The sequence below is a fragment of the Methanolobus sp. WCC4 genome (genome assembly GCF_038022665.1).
Classification (GTDB): domain Archaea; phylum Halobacteriota; class Methanosarcinia; order Methanosarcinales; family Methanosarcinaceae; genus Methanolobus.
This window is the reverse complement of record NZ_CP150629.1, coordinates 950,132-972,262: the sequence shown is the minus strand read 5'-3', so window position 1 is coordinate 972,262 and position 22,131 is coordinate 950,132. Positions and strand designations below refer to the sequence as shown.

At 43.8% G+C, this 22,131-nt stretch carries 15 protein-coding genes; 3 read left to right on the top strand and 12 right to left on the bottom strand.

Features of this window, described 5'->3' with window-relative positions; translation table 11 throughout:
- Positions 1-6: 6 nt before the first annotated feature.
- Both V7O63_RS04870 and V7O63_RS04865 read left to right on the top strand, forming a co-directional pair.
- Positions 7-5,952 carry a hypothetical protein gene (locus tag V7O63_RS04870; RefSeq protein ID WP_340820388.1) on the top strand — a complete coding sequence of 1,982 codons (5,946 nt, stop codon included), beginning with the start codon at positions 7-9 and terminating at the stop codon, positions 5,950-5,952.
- 32 nt (positions 5,953-5,984) lie between these two features.
- Positions 5,985-6,707 (top strand): hypothetical protein, encoded by a 723-nt coding sequence (locus tag V7O63_RS04865; RefSeq protein WP_340820387.1) that lies wholly within the window; start codon positions 5,985-5,987, stop codon positions 6,705-6,707.
- Between the two features lie 124 nt (positions 6,708-6,831).
- Here V7O63_RS04865 and V7O63_RS04860 read toward each other — a convergent pair whose 3' ends face one another.
- The 7 genes from V7O63_RS04860 to nifH form a co-directional block, all read right to left on the bottom strand.
- Positions 6,832-8,247: a nitrogenase component 1 gene (locus V7O63_RS04860; protein ID WP_340820386.1), complete on the bottom strand. Its 1,416-nt coding sequence runs from the start codon at positions 8,245-8,247 to the stop codon at positions 6,832-6,834.
- Positions 8,244-9,743, bottom strand: a complete 1,500-nt coding sequence (gene nifE, locus V7O63_RS04855; RefSeq protein WP_340820384.1) for a nitrogenase iron-molybdenum cofactor biosynthesis protein NifE — start codon at positions 9,741-9,743, stop codon at positions 8,244-8,246. The genes V7O63_RS04860 and nifE overlap by 4 nt, the downstream gene beginning before the upstream one ends.
- A 74-nt stretch (positions 9,744-9,817) precedes the next feature.
- Entirely contained in the window at positions 9,818-11,188 is a 1,371-nt protein-coding gene (nifK, locus tag V7O63_RS04850) for a nitrogenase molybdenum-iron protein subunit beta (RefSeq protein WP_340820383.1), read from the bottom strand.
- Positions 11,189-11,202: 14 nt separating this feature from the next.
- A complete protein-coding gene (gene nifD / locus V7O63_RS04845) occupies positions 11,203-12,786 on the bottom strand; it encodes a nitrogenase molybdenum-iron protein alpha chain (protein ID WP_340820382.1) in 1,584 nt (527 codons plus the stop codon).
- Positions 12,783-13,160 carry a P-II family nitrogen regulator gene (locus V7O63_RS04840; RefSeq protein ID WP_340820381.1) on the bottom strand — a complete coding sequence of 126 codons (378 nt, stop codon included), beginning with the start codon at positions 13,158-13,160 and terminating at the stop codon, positions 12,783-12,785. Before V7O63_RS04840 ends, nifD begins: the two co-directional genes overlap by 4 nt.
- Before the next feature lie 19 nt (positions 13,161-13,179).
- Complete coding sequence (locus tag V7O63_RS04835; protein ID WP_340820380.1) at positions 13,180-13,497, bottom strand: P-II family nitrogen regulator; 318 nt, start codon at positions 13,495-13,497, stop codon at positions 13,180-13,182.
- Between the two features lie 24 nt (positions 13,498-13,521).
- Complete coding sequence (nifH, locus tag V7O63_RS04830; RefSeq protein WP_340820379.1) at positions 13,522-14,343, bottom strand: nitrogenase iron protein; 822 nt, start codon at positions 14,341-14,343, stop codon at positions 13,522-13,524.
- A gap of 821 nt (positions 14,344-15,164) precedes the next feature.
- Here nifH and V7O63_RS04825 point away from each other — a divergent pair.
- Complete coding sequence (locus V7O63_RS04825) at positions 15,165-16,385, top strand: ammonium transporter (RefSeq protein WP_340820378.1); 1,221 nt, start codon at positions 15,165-15,167, stop codon at positions 16,383-16,385.
- Positions 16,386-16,477: 92 nt separating this feature from the next.
- Here the strand turns inward: V7O63_RS04825 and V7O63_RS04820 are convergent, their stop codons facing one another.
- The 5 genes from V7O63_RS04820 to V7O63_RS04800 form a co-directional block, all read right to left on the bottom strand.
- The gene (locus V7O63_RS04820) at positions 16,478-17,956 is read right to left on the bottom strand and encodes a response regulator (protein ID WP_340820377.1); all 1,479 of its coding nucleotides are present in this window, start codon (positions 17,954-17,956) and stop codon (positions 16,478-16,480) included.
- Positions 17,957-18,272: 316 nt separating this feature from the next.
- Positions 18,273-18,611, bottom strand: coding sequence for a P-II family nitrogen regulator (locus V7O63_RS04815; protein ID WP_340820376.1), 339 nt, complete (start codon positions 18,609-18,611; stop codon positions 18,273-18,275).
- 6 nt (positions 18,612-18,617) lie between these two features.
- Positions 18,618-20,033, bottom strand: a complete 1,416-nt coding sequence (locus tag V7O63_RS04810; protein WP_340820375.1) for an ammonium transporter — start codon at positions 20,031-20,033, stop codon at positions 18,618-18,620.
- Between the two features lie 426 nt (positions 20,034-20,459).
- Entirely contained in the window at positions 20,460-21,566 is a 1,107-nt protein-coding gene (locus tag V7O63_RS04805) for a DUF4367 domain-containing protein (RefSeq protein ID WP_340820374.1), read from the bottom strand.
- An 18-nt stretch (positions 21,567-21,584) separates the two neighbouring features.
- Complete coding sequence (locus V7O63_RS04800) at positions 21,585-22,130, bottom strand: DUF4367 domain-containing protein (protein ID WP_340820373.1); 546 nt, start codon at positions 22,128-22,130, stop codon at positions 21,585-21,587.
- Between the last annotated feature and the right edge of the window lies 1 nt (position 22,131).

The following is a 22,131-nucleotide window of genomic DNA, read 5'->3' as shown; positions in this document are numbered from 1 at the left end:
TTTGTTGTGCTCACATTATTGTGTGCCCAATTCTATCCGGCTACAGCGGCAGCTAACGAAGACCTGTACGGTAATGAAGAAGGATCTTATGTTCCGCAGGATTCGGTCATTGCTTTGTCCATGGTGTCGCAGCTAACAACACAAACTCCGTCTGGCAGTGGTCTGGATGTTCTGGAACTTATCAACCTGACAACCGATCCAACTGATGCTGACGGCGATGGGTTGCCCGATTCCGTAGAACTTGTCCTCGGAACTGATATTAATAATACTGATTCTGATTTTGACCAACTTGACGATTATAATGAATCTGTTCTCTATCTTTCAGACCCATTGAAAGTTGATTCCAACTATGATGGTCTGCCTGATAATTTCGAAGTTACTGATGTATTGTCACTTGATATTGACTCTGATGGTGTTTCAAATATATGGGATTTTGACAATGATGATGACGGTGTAGAGGACAGGGTAGATCCTTCTCCTTTTGCATGTTCAGTGAATTATGACACTTTCAGCTTTGATGTAAGCACAAATGGTAATCCTGTTTACATGGATTTCCAGCTTCTTCCCGAAGTACCTGAACATATAAGGCTTGCCTATACGGAATGGGACTGGCCATACGACAATAAGAGCACCATGCAGGATCTGGATAACTCCCATGATGATCTGCTTCTTGTACCACTACTGGAACTCACAATGGATGCTGTTCCTGACCAGGAAGATGTTGAGGATTATGGAATAGGTATTTCCGGTGACAAAGCGTATGTCCCACTTTTCCAGGTCAATGGTCTTGGAGGGGAAACTGCCTTTGCAGGAAAGATGTTCTACCCTCAGTCAGAAACTACTGATATTCATGTAAATGCAAGTCTTCTGTGGCTTGTACAGGCAAATACCGACAGCCTGGATGAAGACAATGTAACAATACTTACAGATACCACCACCATTGTATCATACAGGGAAAATTTCACACTCACTGGTTTCAGTGTTGAGGAAAGCTATGGAAGCGACATTGGGGTTTTCTACACTGATGATCTCAACCAGACTATTGCAAGCAATTTTGTGCTGGCATATTCATTCCTGAGAAACAACTCGTCCACCGTTCAGGATATGCCACAGGAGCTTGCCAGTCATAATGTTACAATTTCATCTGATATAGGGGATTTTGCACATCGTGATCTGGGTACAAAAGGTCTTACCACCAAACTGACACCGAATGCACTTGATTCCTTTCCGGAAGATCGTGTTCTTCCGGTTATTGCAGCATTACAGAATGATTTCTCTAAAAAGGATCTGTCGGATCTTGGCTCCGGCTCATACATGGTCGGTAATGATATTTCAATAGATATGCGCAGTGAGCCTGTCATTTCCTTAAAGACCCTCAAGACAAACTGGTTCAATACATCAGATAATTCTGTGGCAGAAAGCGAAACCGTGTCAAACGAAATTGCTGGCTGGTGTGATGCAATTAATGCAGATGAGGATACACGTTCTGCTTTAACTACTCTCTCGATTGTCTGGAACGTGGGTGAATCAAAGGTAACTGCCATCGGTGATACGCTGATAGACTTCAGTGATCAGAAAACAATAGAGATTCTTGATGGTATTCAATCCTGGGTAAGTGGCAGTTTCTTTGTAATTTCATCTCTTGCAGATGTAGTTGCAAATACAGTGGAAATCACATACAGAGTGTACATGCTTGTGAATATTGTTGGCAAAGGCTGGGGTGAAGCCATGAAGATAGCTAATACATTTACAAAATGTGTTAGCGGGATTGGTAAGGTTTTCAGTGTAATTGGTGCAGTTACACTGGTTATAGGGCTTGCACTTGATCTGGGATTTGCTATATGGGGTTTCTTTGAGATCGCGATGAGCGAGGGCTGGTCAAATACAGGTACGCTGCAGGGTGCTGTATATGCCTCAATTATGGCCGGATATGCGATTGTGATGTTTGCAATTGGTGCTATTCTTTTAGCATGTAGTTTCATACCTTATGTTGGATGGATAATTGCACTTGTCGGCGGTATCATTCTTGGTCTTGTAGCTCTGGCGGACTTTATCCTTGGATTCTTTGGACTGGGTGTATCTGACCTGGTAGCATCGCTTGTGAGCAAATTCCACGAGACCTATCCGAATACGGAGTGTTCGCTTGGTGTAATCAATACTTCACTTGATACGAATGATCATGACAATAACGGTTTGAGCGCAGGTGACAGAGTTACCTTCAAGAGTTACATTAATGGAACGATAACGAAGACATCTTCAGGTACCTGGCAGGATGTGGAGAATAGTTACATCGTTCCTCATTACAAAATAAGGAGATGGATGCAAGGTGCCACACCAGTTTCGTACTGGAGCTCTGATTATGGTGATTTCAGCAATGTTGTATCAACATTTGAATCAAATCCTGATTATAAGAACACAACCTACGAAGTAGGTGCATGGATAGAGCCTGAATCGGGAACCGGAAACTTCCCAATCCCAATTGTGTTCGAGGCAGATTATAATGTAGTGTACACCGATCGCAGAATTGAATGGGATTTCTGGAACGGTTACAAGTACACATTGGTTAACGAAGCCGGAACTATGAGCGATGAGGTAGATATGCTTTACTTTGATGTATTCCCGGCAAACATAGGTGACTTTGCAGACTGGTATCAAATATCAACACAGGACAGGGATTTTGATGGTCTTAACAACAGTGTCGATCCTTTCCCGTGGTCATGGGATACTGACGGTGATGGCCTGAGTGATGCATTTGAGCTCAATGAGAGTTTAACGGATCCTGCATATGCCGACAGAGATGGCGATGGTTTGAGCGACAGGATGGAACTTATCTACGGAACAGACCTGAATGACTATGATTCTGACAATGATAACATGTCAGATTACAAAGAGATCAATGGCTGGGAGATCAGTTTCAATTATAGCGGACAGGCTTTCAATATGACAGTACACTCCGACCCTCTTGACGCTGATAGTGATGATGACGGTATTGATGACCAGATGGAATACTGGAGTTTCCTGAATCCAATGTCATCAGATACTGACGGTGATGGAGTTTCTGACGTTGCTGATCCTCAATATATGACATATGTGAATTTTGAGACAAAGTGGGGTACTGCCGGCACAGGTGATGGTGAATTTGATACAACAGGCGGAGTTGTAGTTGATTCTGAAGGTTATGTCTACGTTGCAGATTCAGGTAACCATCGCATTCAGAAATTCGATTCCAATGGAAATTTCATTGATAAATGGAATGTTTCTATGGATGATAGTTCCTGGTTGTCTGATATTGACATAGATCAGGACAATAATCTCTATGTGCTTGTAAATTATCCACTTCAAATCCAGAAATTCGATTCAGATGGTAATTTCATTTGTTCATGGGATAATTCATTAACTTACGGTGATTATCGCAGTATCACAGTTGACAATAATGGATACATCTTTGGCGGACCGTTTGATATTTTCAATTCAAGCGGAAAGCAGATAGGAAATATGGTATATACTGGGGGAGACACTGTTTTTGAAAGTTTAGCCGCCATGGCAATTTCTCCGGATGGATATTTCTACATGACAGATGGATACGACTGGTCAAATAATGGAATATTCAAGTTCGATCCCAATGGAACATTTATCACAAGATGGGGAAGCGAAGGTTCCCTTGTGAATAATTTCTCATGGCCTGAGGCACTTGAAGTTGATCCGTATGGATATGTCTACATTGCAGACACAGGTAATAGTCATATTGAGAAATTCAGCTCAGATGGTTTCTTCATAACCAGATGGGGGCAATATGGAGTAAATGATAGTGAATTCATTCATCCAACAGGCATTGCAATTGATGTAGATGAGAATGTCTATGTAAGTGAGGGTTCTTCTTATTACCCAGGTGGTGGAAACCGCATACAGAAGTTCTCCCAGATCACAGATGTTCCACCACGTAACGTATCTGATACCATAGATACTGATGGTGATGGTCTGTTCGATAACAACGAAACAGCCGGATGGGATGTTACTTTTACCAATGATTCCGGTACATATACTGTCCATGTGAAAAGTGAGCCTCTTGTGAAGGATACTGACTTTGAGGGTCTGACCGATCTTCAGGAGTATAACTGTTCTTCCAACCCATGTGTTGTTGATACAGATGGTGATGGTCTGAGCGACTATGTGGAATTCACAATAGGAACTAATGTCACTCACTATGATACCGATGGTGATGGTCTGGATGACTACACCGAGATCATCTTTGGAAGCGATCCGAAGGTAGTTGATACTGATGGTGATGGTCTTACTGATAAGGAAGAATTCGACTTTGGTTCTGATCCGACAAAGAAGGATACTGATGGCGATGATCTGAGCGATAAGGAAGAATTCGACTTTGGTTCCAATCCAAGAAATCCGGACACAGATGGTGACTGTATGTTCGATAATGCAGAGAAGAAGGAAAAATGTTCTGCCAACAATTCAGACACTGATGGTGACGGACTGATGGATGGTCTTGAACTCCTGTACAATACCAGTGCAAAGAACAACGACAGCGATGGCGATGGCCTGCCTGACGGTAAGGAGATCAATAACAGGATGGATCCAAACAACAACGATACTGATGGTGATGGTCTCTCCGACATGTTCGAGTTCAATAACGGAACTGATCCTACTAACGCTGACACTGATGGAAATGGTCTGAATGATTCCGAAGATCCATATTCATTTGCAGCAAATGTTGAGAATATCTGGGTCAGCTATGATGAGGATGAAGATACTCTTGAGCTGATAGAGGATCTTGAACGATACACAAATGTGACTATTTTCCAGCCAGCAGAAATTGGCAACTATTCCGATATGGAAAACATCCTGTTTGTAGGAAGACCCGGAACCGACAATACAACAGCAGGTAACATTACCATGAATATACTTGCTTCTGTATCACCGGCTGTTCTTACTGAAATGCAGGGATCTGATTATGACAGGTTCGCGGTCGAGTATGATGTCTGGACTGAGAACCAGACCGTTGTAATGCTCTCACACCCATATCCAAATGACCATTACAAAGTGCTTGAACTCTTCAAGACAGATTCCGGAGAAATGGAATACCAGAAAGAGGTTAATGAGTTCAGGGCAGATGCCATTGATAAGATGGGACTTTACGTAATGGTAGAGCTTAAAGAGCCTGAAAAGCCTTCCATAGAACTGACCCTGTATAGCGAGGATGAACTTCCTCATAACATGAGTTATGGATTATCATCAGGAGAACTTGGTGTCAAGTTCCTGGATATCGATGTAAGTGATAATGTCATGAACGGAACTGTCAACAATATTCAGCGTGCAATGATAGTCATCTACTACACAGCCCGTGACCTTGACAGGACCGGTGACCTTGATGGTAACGATGCCGGAGATATCGATGAATCCACCCTTTCAATGGTCTGGTACAATGAGACCAGTGGTAACTGGGAAGAACTGAGCACTGATATGGACTGGGTACACAACATCGGAATAAACACCGATAATGACATCATCGATGGCAAGGAATACGAGGGATACATGTGGGCCAATATCTCCCATTTCAGTACTTACGGACTCTCCGGTGGAGCAAGGGCTGCTACTGTTGAGCAGACTGACAACAATGATGATGACGGTCCGCTGGATTCTGACCGTGATGGACTTTATGATTTCATAGAAAGAAGGATGGGAACTGATCCTTTCGACCCTGACACTGATGGAGACGGGATCATCGATTCGGAAGATGATGAACCTCTTGTCTCTTACATGTCCCCCGGTGAAGAGGAAAGTGAGGAGCTTGCATCGGACATACAGGATACAATGCAGGAAATTCCTACAGATGACGGAAATATACCTGTTAAGAGCACACCTGCTCCGCTTTTAATAGCATTTGTCATCATTGTTGCCCTGATACTTGGTTTCGTGGTACTTAGAAGAAAGGGATGAAGATGGTAGTTAGTTACGCAAAGGTGAGATAATTGGCATCGTCAGAAGATGGGAGCAGCAACATAAGGACGTACGCAGGTCTTGTCCTTATTTCAATTCTGATAGTATCATCTGTCTATTATTACGCAGAGTACAGGGAGATCAACGATCCGTACGATCTTGCAGGAAGAATAATGTATGTATCAGAGGACATCAGCTCTTACCAGTTCAACATGACAAGCAATATCACTATTCTGGGGGAAACACTTTCCATTTTGACCGGAAATGGTTATGTTGGTTACACTGAGGAAGATATGAACATCACTTTTCTTTCATCAGAGGGATCCATTGACATGATAGTGGTTGATGAGACCGCATACATGAGAGAGAATGATGGGATGTGGGATTCCAGGGATCTTGATAAACAAACATGGGAGAATAATGACCAGTTATCCCAGAATGACTTCCTTCTTGAAGGATCCACAAATCTCAGTATGGAAAGGACAGACCGGGGCATAGTGCTCACAGCAATTCCTGACCAGACAGCACTGATGCAGGAAGCTGACAGGGTAGGCCTGGATCTTCAGGGAAGTGAGCAATTGCGTGACTATTACGTAAGATATCTCATTGACCCGGATACTTATCGTGTACTCTCTATTGAGACTTACATCGACATACAGATGAAAGTCCAGGGAATGAACTCTCCTGTTATCATACACAACACTATCAACATTTACGACTACAATAAGGAGCTTGATGTTGAAGCGCCACTTTAGTTAAGATGATTTATTAAGAACAGGGCAGAGATCAGGAAAAGAAATAGAAAAGAGAGATCAAAGCAGGATATGGTTCTCGTTTTTCTATCCTGCTTCAATAACTTAGATATCCTTATTTTCATCCTCAGGCTTCTGCGGAGTGAAAGTTATTCTCGCCGAGCGGAACATAGCTTTCCGGTTCAGACCATTTCGCAGCCAGATGAGTTTCCTCAACTTCCAGGATAGTATTGGTTATCCTGTCAAGCATGCGCATTGCTCCCTTGTAACCAATTGTCAGAAGTCTCTGGGCACCTACACGATCGTGTATCGGGAACCCGAATCTGATCAATGGTATATTCATTTCCTTTGCGATGTACTTCCCATTGGAGTTTCCAATGAGCATCTGAGGCTTTGCCTTCTGGACAGCATCGTTGAATGTGTCGAAGTCAACATCCTCAAGGATAGTGACATCACAATCCGGCTTGACCTGCTGTACTCTTGCCATGGCATGCTCTGCAAATCTGGGGGACTTGCTGGAAGCCACCACAAGTATTGGGTGCATGCCGTTCTCAAGTACAAGGGACAGCATACCGAGTACGTTGTTAGGATCGCCATAGATAGCTACCTTTGTTCCGTACACATACTTATGAGAGTCCACCATGGCATCGATCAGCCTGCCTCTTTCCTTCTGGAATTCATCAGGGATCTCTGCACCGGATATGTTGGATAAGGCGGCCAGAACCATGTCAGTATATTCAAGTCCGATCGGGAGGGGCAGGTTCTGTGAAGGGATGTCAAATGTCTGCTCAAGGTAATTGACCGCTTTGTTGTCATTGGTAATACCGAATCCGATAGATGCAGCACTGTTCTTCATGTCTGCAATATCGGCGTGTGTTGTTCCTCCAGGTGGTATCTTGTGGAGATCACCGGTCATAGGCGCATCAAAGGTCTCGGATATATCTGGTAGAAGTATGGAGGAATTGTTTCCTACGATACTGTTGAATATATGCTTCATTTCCCTTGTGTCCTCAGGTGAGATATTCTCTGAAAGAATGACATTCAGCTTGTTGTTGAATATCTCCTTCTTTGAATCATCCAGCGTAAAGGTCTTGACAATTGCCTCAACTGCCTTGATGTATCCACTGTTGTGGCTTTCCTCGTAGCTAGGGGTCGGCACAGGAATGATTATCCTCTCATCACCAACACCTTCCTCTTCCCTGAACTCTGCGATGATACGGGTGATATCATCTCCGATGGTCTCGGCAAGACAGGTGGTTGAAACACCGATGACCTTCGGGTTGTAGCGTAATATCAGATTCTTGAGTCCCTTCTTCAGGTTCTCGCTTCCACCGTATACAGCTCCCTTCTCACTGAGCGAGCTTGATCCGATGTCCACAGGCTCCCTGAAGTGGTGTGCAAGGTGCAGTCTCATATATGTACTGCAACCCTGTGAGCCATGTAAAAGGACCATTGAATCCTCTATTCCCTTGAAAGCCATTACACTGCCAATTGGCTGGCACATGATACATGGATTGACCGTAGTATAGTTGCGTTCGCTCATGCTACGGACTCCTCCTGTTGTAATGTAATGGGATCGATCTTTTGCATATTTCTCTCCCCTGTTATCTTATTGGACATCTTTGGACCATTTCCAGTTCCGCAGCTCTGTTCTGCCCCGCTGCTTCCTGAATATGAATCCTCTATCTTACTACCGACGTACCTCCACACAGGACTGTTGACTGTTGTGTCAAGTTCCCTTGCAAAGTTAAGGAATCCGTCGTAGCCTTCAAACTCAATTACCCTGTCATGGTTGAAGTCACAGAAAGAAACTCCAAGCTTAAAAGCCAGGAATCTTTCCTTGACACCGGCCACCATGAGGTCTGCCTTCTGCCTCCTGAGGAGATCTGCAAGTTCCAGAGCATTTGCGTCATCGACGATGACGGTCCCGTCCTTTACCTGGTAGCTGATCTCCTTATAGTCATCACGCTTTCCGGTTTGCGTACCTATTATAACAACTTCCATACCGAGTTCTCGGAAGCCCTTTATCAATGTAAGTGCCTTGGCTGCCCCGCCCATGTAAATTGCTGCAGTCTTCCCTTCAAGCCTGCTTCTGATCGCCTGGATCTCAGGCATTATCCTGTTTGTTTCCTGCTCGATTATCTCTTCTGCAATGTTCATCATTTCTTCTGAACCGAAGAATTCAGCAGTTGTTCTTAGTGCAATTGCAAGATCCTCTATTCCAAAGTAGCTTACCTTTCTGAAAGGAATCCCGAATTCCTTCATCATCCACTTTGCGAGGTATGTCATGGAACCTGAACATTGCACAAGGTTCAATTGTGCTCCATGAGCCTTTGAGATGCTGTCTACGGTTGCATCCCCTGTCATAGAAGTAATCACCTGTATTCCCATCTTCTCGAAGAGGGGCTTTACCAGCCAGACGTCTCCTGCCACATTGTAATCACCGAGTATATTGATCCTGTATTCGGATGTTATTTCAGGTTCCTTTGATCCAATGAGTGGCATAAGTGCATGACATGCTGCCTTATATCCATCGGACTTTGTACCCTTGAATCCTTCCGACTGAACAGGTAGTACTGGTATTCCAACTCTTTCGGTTGCTTCCTTACAAATGGCTTCGAGATCATCGCCGATTATACCGACAATACAGGTTGAATAGACAAAGATGACAGGTGGGTTGTAAAGCTCGACAATTTCATCGATGCTGTTTGAGAGTTTTTTCTCGCCACCGAATATTACATCGAGCTCCTTCATATCAGTTGAGAAACTGGTTCTGAATGTCTCCTTGTCACTTGACAGGCTTCCTCTGATGTCCCAGGTGTAGCTTGCACACCCAATAGGACCGTGTACGAGGTGGACTGCATCGGTTACGGGATTTAGTGCCACACGTGCTCCTGAATATACACAGGCCCTCTGGCTCATTGCACCTGCAATAGACGTATTGTCACATGCAAGTTCTCCTGCCTTGTTTGCCTGCTTTAGTTCTATGTATGGCTTTCTTTCATCCAGCGTGTCTACCACGCTTGTAATGTCTGGCATGTTCTCACTCCAAAATAAATGTATAGAGGTCGTTAAGGACGACCTCTTGTTTTTCGTCAAATATGAAGAGGTCGTTACTGAACGACCTCAATTTCTTCTTCAGGAACTGTCTTGTCCTTAATGTCCAAGAAAGTGTTTCCTATCCACTCGATCATGCGAGCTGCTCCTGCGTATCCCATGACCGGGAAGTGGTGCAGGTTTGCCCTGTCCATGATTGGGAACCCTACCCTGATCAGTGGGATATCCTCAGCAAGAGCAATGTGCTTACCATAGGTGTTACCGATCAGCATGTCTACAGGCTCATTCTTTATGATCTGGTGGAGTGTGAAAAGGTCAGCTTCGTCAAGGATCTGTGCATCAGGATACAATGGGTGTACCATTGCAGAGACTCTTTCTACGAAATTCTTGCTAATTGACCCTGAAAGGACTACAACAGGCTCCATTCCCATTTCAAGCACAAGGCTTGTGAGACCTTCTATTATGTCACAGTCTCCAAATATGGCGACCTTCTTACCATAGAAGTGTTGGTGAGCATCTGTCATCATGTCAACGACCCTTGCCCTTTCCTGTTCAAGTTCAGGTGGGATTGCGACGTTTGCAAGCTCAGCTGCCTTCATAACGAACCTGTCTGTAAAGCGTACGCCTATTGGTGCAGGTCCTATCTGGACTGGCATCTTGAACTTGTTCTGGAATACCTTTGCTGCTGCGCCTCCTGCCATTGAACAGAGTGCCATGGTACCCATGGAGTTTGCACTGTCCTCTACGTCTCCGATCGGGGTTCCGCCATTTGCGAACAGTTCTCTTTCCATTCCTATTCCGGTGTCCAGTACATCTGTCTGGTCAGGGAAGACGATCATAGGGATATTCATGATGGAGAGTATTCTCTTCATCTCACGAATGTCTCCTGGGTCTACAAAACCAGGGATCAAGTTCAGCTTTCCATTTGGCTTTGTCTTCTGTGCGAAGGTTGTGACAAATGACTTTACCATGTTGTCGTAACCTGTTACGTGGGAACCGACATAACTTGGGGTTGATGCTGAGCAGAGCTTGATGGATGGGTCGATGAGTTCTTCTTCCTTTACATCTTCGATCATTGATCCTACATCATCACCAATTGTCTCAGAGAGGCAAGTTGTGTGTATTGCAACGACTTCTGGTGTGTACACAGCTTCAATGTTCTCAAGTGACTTCTTAAGGTTTGATGCACCACCGAATACAGCGGTACCTTCATAGAAACTGCTGGTTGTACCGATGGTTGGTTCTCTGAAGTGTCTTGTAAGGGCCATTCTCAAGTATGAGAGACATCCCTGTGAACCGTGGCTGTGAGGCATACAGTTACGTATACCCAGTGCAGCGTAGGTTGCGCCAATTGGCTGGCAGATCTTTGCAGGGTTAACAACCAGTGCCTTTCTGTCCACGTGTTCCTTTGGTGTATAATCTAACATTTTTCAGTCCTCCTTTATTCTCCCTTCCATGGGGTCTTCTGGAGTTTCCAGCTTGGGTTGTTCACTGTCATGTCTACATCTCTTGCGAAGTTCAGTACACCAGTGAATCCGGTGTAACGACCACTGTAGTCATATGAGTGGATCTGTCTGGATGGGACACCCATCTTCTGTGCCCAGTACTTGTCCTTGATACCTGAACAGAACAGGTCTGGCTTGAGTTCATTGATGAGGAATTCGGTCTCGTAGTGGTTAAGGTCGTCCACCATGATAGCACCATCCTTCATTTCAGGAAGCATTCCTTCATACTGCATAAGGCCAAGCTTTTCCTTGAGTTCTTCCATACGTTCCGGACTGATAGCTGGAGTAAAGTTCTCATCTCTCTCATAGTGGAGGTCTTCAAGAATTCCACTGGATGCCTTTTCCTTCAGACCGTCGAGGATCTGTCTTCCTTCGTAATCATCACGGTGAGCGAACTGGTATCCTGCAACAAGTACCTTCATTCCAAGATCCTCAAAGAGGTTCTGGTAGTGGTGTGACCTGGATCCACCAGCATAGATAAATGATGTCTTGCCCTGGAGCTTGTTCTTGTACTTCTCAAGTTCTGGCTGGATCTTTTCCATTTCTTCTTTGATCACTTCTTCAGTCCTCTTTGTGAGTTCTTCATCATCAAAGTATTCAGCCATCTTCCTGAGTGTCTTTATTGTTCCTTCGACACCTACGTAATTGACCTTTAACCATGGAACTCCATACTTCTCTTCCATCATACGGTTAGTGTAGTTGACTGACCTGTGACAGAGGAGAATACTGAGCTTTGCATTGTGTGCCTTTGAGATATTATGGTATGAACCGTCTCCTGTGAAGGTTGATACTATACGGTATCCGATCTTCTCAAAGAGCTCTCTGATCTCCCAGAGGTCACCACCAATGTTGTATTCACCAAAGATATTGATGTCAAATGGTGTTGGGTTCTCAAGTTCTTCAGTACCGATGAGCTGTTCCATGATCACGTTACTTGCAACGTGGTGTCCTGCAGACTGGCTTACACCTCTGTAGCCTTCACAGCGAAGAGCCAGTACCTTTAGACCAGGATAATCCTTTTCTGCATTACGTGCTACATCCTCAATGTCGTCACCGATAAGTCCTACCGGACATGTTGCATTGATGGAGATAGCTCCAGGCTTGAAGATCGCCATTGCATCATCAATTGCATCCCTGAGCTTCTTTTCACCACCGAATACAATGTCTGTTTCTTTCATGTCTGTTGAGAAACAGTACTGCAGGTAGTTGTCGCCGCCATCTTCTGCCTTTGCCATGTTTCTCCTGGTTCCCCAGGTGTAGTATCCACAACCGATCGGTCCGTGTGTGATGTGAACCATATCCTTGATAGGTCCCATTACCACACCCTTTCCACCGGCATATGCACAACCACGGTTTGTCATTATACCTGGTACGGTCTTGGCGTTGGCTTCAATGTGCTGCTCTGTTTCGCAGGAGTCCTTTACTGTAAAGTGCTTCCTTCTATCCTTTTCAGTCTTCTTAGGGTAGACCTTCATCATCTCATCGATGACTTTCTGTGAATTCTCTACTTCAGAACTCATTCCACATTCCTCCCTACAGTCTCTTCTCCAGTTTCTCCGGTCCTTACTCTGATAACTTCAGGTATGTCTGTGACGAAGATCTTTCCATCTCCTGCATGGCCTGTCTGGTTGATCTCTATTATCTTCTGTATTACCTTCTCAGCTGCATTGTCACTCACAACGATAGTGAACATACGCTTTGGGACGAAAGGTATGTGAGTCATCTCTGGCTCTGGCTGTTCTGGAAGTGGAGGATTGAATTCAAAGCACAATCCCTTTTGCTTACCACGGCCCATCACCTTTTCTACGGTGAATGAGGGGTAACCGCATCCATCAAGAGCATCAAGTGTCTTATGCATCTTATTCATGCGGATGATTGCCGTTATTTCCTTCATTTAAGATCCCTCCGCGGGTTTAAAGTCCGCTTGCGCCTGTACGGATTGTGTATGCGTTTTCTACTGGGTTAACGAAGACCTTACCGTCTCCGTACTTTCCTGTGTGAGCTGAGGCCTTGATGATCTCAAGAACCTTGTCCTTGTCAGCATCTTCAACTACTAGCATAAGCATTGTTTTTGGAAGTTCGTTGAACTGTACATCTGCTGTGTGGATACCTCTCTGCTTTCCTCTTCCGAATACATCGGACTTGGTAAGGGATACAAAGTCTTCCTTTTCAAGTGCATCTACAACATCAACTACCTTCTCAGGTCTGATTATCGCACGAATCATCTGCATAGTTTTTCACCTCAGATATTATACTTAGAGTTCAATTATTCCGAATTCTACCATCATTGCTTCGAGATCATCCATCTCGAGTGGGGTTGGAACTACAAACATCTCGTTGTTGTCAATGTTTCTTGCAAGTGTTCTGTATTCCTCTGCCTGCTGGCTCTCTGGGTCGAATTCGATGACAACCTTTCTGTTGATCTCAGCACGCTGTACAATGTTGTCTCTTGGTACGAAGTGAATGAGCTGACTTCCGAGTCTCTGTGCAAAAGCTTCGAGAAGTTCACGTTCTCCATCTACATTCCTACTGTTACAGATGATTCCGCCAAGACGTGCCCCGCCCTTTGCGTACTTCTGGATACCCTTGCAGATGTTGTTTGCTGCATAGATAGCCATAAGTTCTCCACTAGCTACAATGTAGATCTCCTGTGCCTTTCCTTCCCTGATAGGCATTGCGAAACCTCCACATACTACGTCACCGAGTACGTCATAGAATACGTAGTCGAGTTCATCTTCATATGCACCAAGGTTCTCGAGGAGACCGATGGAAGTGATAATTCCTCTACCTGCACAACCGACACCTGGTTCTGGTCCACCTGATTCGACACACTTGATATCGCCAAAACCTGGCTGGATAAGCTTGTCGAGTTCGATTGATTCGTCGCCTTCTGATCTGAGGGTGTCGAGTACTGTCTTCTGGTTAAGACCTCCGAGAAGCATTCTTGTAGAGTCTGCCTTTGGGTCACATCCTACTAACAGTATCTTTTTGCCCATGGTGGCGAGTGCTCCGGTCAAATTCTGAGTTGTTGTTGACTTTCCGATTCCGCCCTTTCCGTATATTGCTACTTGTCGCATGGTCTTTTCCTTCTATACTTATTTGATGTGTTTTGTTGTGTTTTGTTGTACGATCGTGTGTTTATTGGAGCTGCTTAATTTGTATCGTACAACGGAATCCTATGTACTATGTTACCCTATATAAAACTATTTGTCAGAAATTATTGAGATTTACAAGCATGTGGCCAAAAAACAGAAGCAAGAAATACATGCTATGAAACATACACGAATATATTAAAATTTATATTATGTTAATACGTCCTTTCATATAGGGATATTTTTTGTCCAAATTTGGCATATATTTATATAGCAGAATATTCTGAAATTGAAGTAGCCATCCGACATCCCCGGTCAAGGCAATATTCATGATTATTATAATTAGATTATCTAAGAAAATGAGATGCTGCCCAGGTTAAGCAGAAAACACTCCTTTTTGCTGAAACCCAGGTCTTCTTTTATATATTTAGATTGGAACCTTACATTGCTCCTGAAAAAGTAAAATGTGACAGCCTGTGTTTGTGTGTTTCGTATTCCTGATAGCTTAATGCTCGGTCAGGTACAGGCTATCGGAATCCATGGTTATATTTACTAATATTTAAATATTTCTGTTAAATGTTAATTGAAATGAGGAAGTAAAATAAAAACAGCAGCTATAGAGTTTATTTTTTTTACTGATAGTATGATACCGGTTCTTTGTGAACTTAAACAAAGTCTCCATCGTCTGCTCCCTTTAGTCGTGTTTGATTACGAGTTGAAGCAAAATATTAAAATAGAACTATGCCGGAAGAGGGCAATGTGTTTCGTATAGCTTATTGATAGAATTTAAAGCTTAGGTAGTTATTATGTTCGATACAGGTACAACAGGATTTATGCTGGTGGCCACGAGCCTTGTAATGCTCATGACACCAGGACTGGCCTTTTTTTACGGAGGATTGGCATGTAAACGCAATATCCTGGGAATAATGATGCAGAGTTTCGTTTCCCTGGGAATCACAACCATACTATGGTTCGTTGTTGGTTATTCTCTCTGTTTCAGTGGTGGCGAAGGAGCGATCATAGGGAACCTTGACAAGATGTTCCTGAACGGAGTTACTATAACTTCCGCATTCGCAGCCAATGAGGCGATCCCCGAGATAGTCTTTATCTCATACCAGATGATGTTCGCTATCATCACACCTGCACTTATCACAGGTGCATTCGTTAACCGTGTTACCTTCAAAGCATATCTTATATTCCTTGTACTGTGGCAGGTGCTCGTATACTACCCATTCGTCCACATGGTATGGGGAGGCGGACTTCTTGCAGAGATGGGAGTACTTGACTACGCAGGCGGTATAGTGGTCCATGCAACAGCAGGTTTTGCAGCCCTTGCAGCAGTGTCCTATGTAGGTTCAAGGAAGAACCGCGAATCCAACCCTAACAGTCTTCCTCTTGTAGCAATAGGAACTGCTCTGCTCTGGTTCGGATGGTATGGGTTCAATGCAGGAAGCGAGTTGAACGTCGACAGCATCACACCCCTTGCATTCCTTAACACTGATATCTCAGCATCCTTTGCAGCCATAACATGGCTTGTGGTCGCATGGATCAAACAGGGAAAACCGAGGTTCGTAGAACTATTGACAGGTTCAGTTGCAGGTCTTGCAACCATCACCCCTGCAGCAGGTTATGTTTCCATGCCGGTTGCAGCCCTCTTCGGCATCGCCGCAGGTCTTGTATGTTATTATTGCGTCCACTTCAAGAACAAGCTCGGATGGGATGATGCACTGGATGTATGGGGAGTACATGGAATGGGAGGAGTACTCGGTACCATCCTTCTGGGAGTTTTCGCATCATCAGCGATCAATCCGAATGGTGTTGACGGACTGCTGTACGGAGGAAGCGGATTCTTCATGCTACAGATCGTCGTCGTGATAGCAGCTTCTGTGTATGCTTTTGTATTCACGTACATCATGCTGGTAGCTATCAACTACATCACACCTGTTAAAGTATCAGATGATGAGGAACACCTGGGACTTGATATTTCGATCCATGGTGAGACCGCATACGATATCGACCTTATGTGATACACATAATCAAAAAAGAGGATAGGATAAAAGATGCACATTCAGTGCATCTTCTTTTTTATAACAGTTGACTATAGCAGGAGTGCGGTTGTTCACATGGCCTTTTTAACCGTGAACCAGAAAACACTACCCTTACCTTCCGGGTTATCCAGCACACCAATGCTCTCACCATGCAGATCAATGACCCTTTTTACAATGGCAAGACCTATACCATTGCCCTTGATGTTTTCCTTGTGAAGCCTGTTAAAACGTTCAAATACAGCTCCTTTGTCCCTGTCAGGTATACCATCGCCCCGGTCTTTGACCTTTACCTTCCACCTATCACCAAGGTCATCTATTGACATGGAAATAACGGTCTTCTCAGGACTATACTTTATAGCATTGGATATCAGGTTAGAGAAAACAGCTTCGATCATAGGATTGGCAAGTGCAGGACAACTTGTTCCCATATGCATTTCCGCTTTTATGCCCTTACTCTGCATGAAAGGAGCAAAGTTTTCAAGCTGGTCCCTTGAAATAGTAGCCAGATCAGTCCTTATTATTGCCATCTCTTCCATTGATTCGAGCTTTGCAAGTTGTGCAGCATCCTCAATGAGCTCGATAAGCTTGGAGTTCGACCTTTTGATGTTCTCAATTATATGCTGTTGCCTGTCCGATGTATCTGTTTCTTCCAGGAGTTCAGTAAATGACCTGATAAGACCTGCAGGGTTTAACAGGTCATGTCGCAGGACATCAGTGAACAGGTCCTTGAGCTCATTGGAATGTTTCATCTGCTCAGCATATTCAATTAACTTTATCTCATCTTTTCTTTTCTCGGTGATGTCCTCACCTGATATAAGGATACATTTCTCACTACTATCATCACATTTGAGGACGGAATCATACCACCTGAAAAGCCTTTCCTTCCTTGTGATCGTCATAACAGGATATTCATGGTATTCCGAACTTCCTGTGCCATCCTTCAATAGTCGCTCGTACCTGTCCCTTACATGGCCGGTATAGCTTTCCGCAACGAAAAGGTCCATCCAGTCCCTGTTGATGATATTCCTTCTGTTGTATCCAAGCATGTCGGACCCTTTCTTATTGATGTGGACAAGCCTGTAATCCTCATCAAGGACAGCTACAAGGCTGCCGATATAATCAAGGTACTCGTATGCCTTATTACGTTCAAGCAAAAGGGAGTCATGCTGCTCTTTGATCCTCAGAAGAGCTGTGATCTTTTTCTCCAGCTCGAACCTGTCAGCAGGTTTTTTAAGAAAATCATCCGCACCAACCTCGATACCTTTCTGATGGTCATCTTTGGAAGTAAGTGCTGTGAGCATTATTATTGGTATGAAGTCAAGTTTGTAGTCATGCTTGATGATACGGCATACGTCAAAACCGTCCATTCCGGGCATGATGACATCCAGGAGAATAAGGTCCGGCACTTCTTCTTTTACCATCTCGAGTGCGCTTTCCCCATTTGATGCCGTGATAACATCATAATCTTCTGACAGGTAGGAACTAATAACTGCAACATTGATCCGCTCATCATCTACGATGAGGATCTTTTGTCTATCATTTCCTGTCATAACCACATGTAATAAACCAATAGTATATTATTATTTCTATTTATTTGCGTATTTACAAAGTTAATACTACCAATAACACAGTTCCGTAAATGTGATATGGTCAGTTCATCCCCTCACAAAAGAATAGAGAACAATAAGGAGAATAAATGCTGATATGCAGAAAACTGTGATAAAAAGGATTTGTTAGGGAAGAGCCCCGGAAAACTATGGAAGTGCTATATTGTGACAACTGGACTGCAGAATCCTGTTATAGGTATTTGAATTCCCGGGGCTCACGATGATCGATCTATTATTGAAAATAAAAGAGAGAGAGCACTTAAAGTGCTTCTCCGTCTGTTTCACCTGTACGGATCCTGATGATCTTGCTTACAGGATATATGAAGATCTTACCGTCACCAATTGAGCCGGTTGCTGAGGTCTTCATGATGATGTCAACAACTGTATCGACATCTTCTTCCTTTACTACGATCTCCATTTTGATCTTTGGAAGGAGGTCAACGCAATACTTGCGTCCTCTCCACTGCTGCATTACGCCCTTCTGCTTACCACGGCCTTTTACATCGGTCACGGTGATACTCTCGTATCCTGCCTCTTCCAGTGCGTCCTTGACCTCATGGATCTTTGTAGGTCTTATGATTGCTTCTATCTTCATCATTTCTTATCACTCCTTTGCAAGAAGGAATTCTGGGTATGCACTGATACCATGTTCAACTACATCAAGTCCAGCGATCTCATGCTCTTCAGAGACACGGAGTCCGATAACTACATCGAGTATCTTGAAGATGATGAATGAGATTCCGAATGCCCATACTATACTGAGTACCACTGCAACTAACTGGATCATAAGGAGTCCTACTCCGCCACCGTAGAAGAGACCTGCTGTCTCTGCAGTGTATGCTGCACCTTCGAGGATTGAACCTTCACCTGTTCCCAGAGCGAAGAGACCTACAGCGATAAGTCCCCAGCTACCTGAGTATCCGTGTACTGCGATCGCACCTACAGGGTCATCGACCTTGAGTACGTTCTCATTGAACATTACACCTACGTATACTATAATACCACCGATAAGACCGATGATAAATGCACCAGAGTTACTGACTGAACCACAAGGTGCGGTGATTGCTACAAGACCTGCAAGAAGTCCGTTTGCTGTAAGGGATGGGTCTGGCTTTCCTGTCTTCATCCAGGTAATGATCATTACTATAATTGCTCCTGCGCCAGCTGCAATGAATGTGTTAGCGATTACGAGGTTTGCGAATGGGTCGTTTGCATCAAGGGTACTACCACCGTTGAATCCTACCCAACCGAATGCAAGTATAAGGGTACCGAGGAATGCAAGTGGAAGACTGTGACCTGGAATTGCCATTGGCTTTCCGTTCTTGAACTTGCCGATCCTTGCACCTACAAGCAGTACACCTGCAAGAGCTGAATATCCACCAATTGAGTGTACTACACCGGAACCTGCAAAGTCATGGTGTGCGACACCAATTGCGTCTACTATGAAACCTGTTGTAAGTATTCCTGAACCACTCCATACCCAGTGTCCATAGACAGGGTAGATGAGTGCTACCATAAGTATTGTATAAATGAGATATGCCTTGAAATCAGTCCTCTCAGCCATTGCACCTGAAACGATTGTTGCACCGGTTGCTGCGAAGACCATCTGGAACCACCATCCGTTCCATACCGCATTGTCAGCTCCCATAAGGAAGAACTGGTCAATACCGATAAGGCCTGCATAGTCGGCACCGTACATGATTCCCCATCCTACTGCCCAGTATACGATGATACCAAGGGAGATGGTCATGAAGTTCTTCATGAGAATGTTAGCAGTGTTCTTTGTTCTGGTAAGACCGATCTCTACCAGAGAGAAACCTGCGTGCATAAGGAACACAATTGCACCGGCTATCAAGAGCCACATGAATGTGAGTGCTGTCTGAAGATCTGCAATTGCTGCAGCGTTCTCTTCCATTGTTTCAGCTGACGCTGGACCTATAAATACCATAAATATGACGCTCATTAGCAGTAAAACCTGCCAGATCATCTTTGAATTGAGTTTCTGTGATATTCCATACATGAGTAACACCTTTGTTTTATCTTCATTAGGAAGACGGATGCTATGTGTAGACTTCATACTATTTAAATATGCTGGTTTGTGTACACCACTCCTGATATTTTCATAGTACTGAAGTAATATTTTACATACAGTAATGGGTATTTAGAGCCCAAACTGAGGTAAAATATCACAGATCCCACACATTAGATATTTTTCTAGTCCAGTAATATAAAAAGAGTTCTGCGATTTTCACATACTTACGCCATGTTCGCAGATATTGCATGGATAAGAGTTTAATAGAACGAAAAAGGAATTGAATTTTTTGATATTACGAAATCATTTATATACCAGGTAAATCCTATATAAAGCAAGAATTTTAATTATCTTTTTTGCTTCACCATAAATGAAAAGGGAACCGCCAAGGCTCCCATATAGTAAGATATTAGGTCATTTCATCGACTCTGCAATCTTTATCAGTTCATCCCTATCGCCATGGTACGTTGAGATTATCACCCTGTTACCGTTCACTTCCCAGTCCAGCCTATAGTCGCCATTGCCGAATGTAAGCAATTTCCCCTCTTCACCATTTATTGTAACTACCTCGAATTCTTCATCTGCCTCAATAGAAGGGACAACAACAGCATTTCCCCCTTCATTGAACTCTTCAGAGATGTAAATTGAGGATTCTTCCTCTTTCGAGTAGATAATTCCAATGAAGGTCCCTTCTTCTCCAGCCGCTTTGTAAGCCTCTGTATCAACGAACACTTTTACGAACTCATACCCCTCTGGCAGATAGGAAGGGATCAGTATCTTGTTAGCTGAGATGTTTTTGGCTTCCTCAAGTGTTAGCTCCGGTTGAATGGGGAGAGATCCTGACATGATCACTTCAGTATCCTCCGGAATCTCAAAATCTTCATCCTCAATGCCCGTATTTACCTTGAAATCCTGATATTCTACCACGCCAGTCAACTCTGATCCGCCACCCTCGGTAAAGGTAGTCTCTAATCTAAGAGGCACCCAGGTTTCCTTGTCCACCCATATCTTTGATTCAAAATCAACAGGACCCCCGTCATCATTTCGGTCCTTTTTTGGTTCTGATAGAAGAACATAGGTTTCACGACCTTCATAGATTTCCATGCCCATAATGCCGATATCAGCTTCATTCAGATAATATTCGATCATTTCGGAATATTTCCCATTATAGTCATCAGGGAGCAGTAATCCATCATAAAGAACGAAAGCTTCATCCTCGGGATCATATCTCCACATTTGATCACCGTTCTCGACCCTGATGATTCCGGCTTCTTCTTGAGGAAGTAACATGGTTATTTTTGATCGGTCAGGACCCTTTTCCACCAGCTCGTACTTCACGATCTGCGAATTTTCCCCACTTGTAGATGTCATCAGGACAGTAGCAGAATAATCATCCAGAGCAAACTGTTCTTGCTGCACTTTCTCAGCTATTTCCTCTGCCGTCATCTCTCCCTCTGTACAGCCAGAGCTTAACAGAACAGCAGCCATCAATAACAATATCACCAACATCTTCGTTCCCATTTTATCTACCCCATCTTTTTACTCTACGGATTCCGCAATTCTGATCAGTTCACTCTTTTCAAGGACAGTGGATGAAACAGAGACCCTGATACCATCAATATCCCAGATAAGCTCCATTAGCGTCCCCTGGATGATCCTGAGTTCACCCTCATGTCCGCCTATTGTGATGATCTCAACTTCCACATCATCATCGGGTTCTGGATCTTCGAATGTGAGTTCCATTTTCTCAGAGAAATCCTCATCTACAAAAAGAGTATTTTCTCCATTGGAGCATTCCAGTGAAACATAGCCGGTGAATTTTATCTCATTCCTTTTATCTACCAGATACACACGTTCCAGTTCATATCCATCCGGCAGGTAGGAAGGAATTAACAAATTATTGTTCGTAGCTTCTTGTGCCTGCTCCAGTTCCACTTTCTCACTTGTATAGACCTTCATTGAATCTTCATTTACCCCTACTCCTTTGGAATTAATGGAATCAGATGTAACTTTATACCCCGTACAACCGGAGCTTAACAAAACAGCTCCCATCAATAACAATATCACCAATAACTTTGTTCTCATT

Coding starts and splice junctions, on each gene's coding strand:
- nifK (WP_340820383.1), bottom strand. CDS start 11,188: ATGTTAGATTATACACCAAAGGAACACGTGGACAGAAAGGCACTGGTT.
- nifD (WP_340820382.1), bottom strand. CDS start 12,786: ATGAGTTCTGAAGTAGAGAATTCACAGAAAGTCATCGATGAGATGATG.
- nifH (WP_340820379.1), bottom strand. CDS start 14,343: ATGCGACAAGTAGCAATATACGGAAAGGGCGGAATCGGAAAGTCAACA.
- V7O63_RS04800 (WP_340820373.1), bottom strand. CDS start 22,130: ATGAGAACAAAGTTATTGGTGATATTGTTATTGATGGGAGCTGTTTTG.
- V7O63_RS04815 (WP_340820376.1), bottom strand. CDS start 18,611: ATGATGAAGATAGAAGCAATCATAAGACCTACAAAGATCCATGAGGTC.
- V7O63_RS04840 (WP_340820381.1), bottom strand. CDS start 13,160: ATGAAGGAAATAACGGCAATCATCCGCATGAATAAGATGCATAAGACA.
- V7O63_RS04820 (WP_340820377.1), bottom strand. CDS start 17,956: ATGACAGGAAATGATAGACAAAAGATCCTCATCGTAGATGATGAGCGG.
- V7O63_RS04805 (WP_340820374.1), bottom strand. CDS start 21,566: ATGGGAACGAAGATGTTGGTGATATTGTTATTGATGGCTGCTGTTCTG.
- V7O63_RS04810 (WP_340820375.1), bottom strand. CDS start 20,033: ATGTATGGAATATCACAGAAACTCAATTCAAAGATGATCTGGCAGGTT.
- V7O63_RS04835 (WP_340820380.1), bottom strand. CDS start 13,497: ATGCAGATGATTCGTGCGATAATCAGACCTGAGAAGGTAGTTGATGTT.
- V7O63_RS04825 (WP_340820378.1), top strand. CDS start 15,165: ATGTTCGATACAGGTACAACAGGATTTATGCTGGTGGCCACGAGCCTT.
- V7O63_RS04860 (WP_340820386.1), bottom strand. CDS start 8,247: ATGAGCGAACGCAACTATACTACGGTCAATCCATGTATCATGTGCCAG.
- nifE (WP_340820384.1), bottom strand. CDS start 9,743: ATGCCAGACATTACAAGCGTGGTAGACACGCTGGATGAAAGAAAGCCA.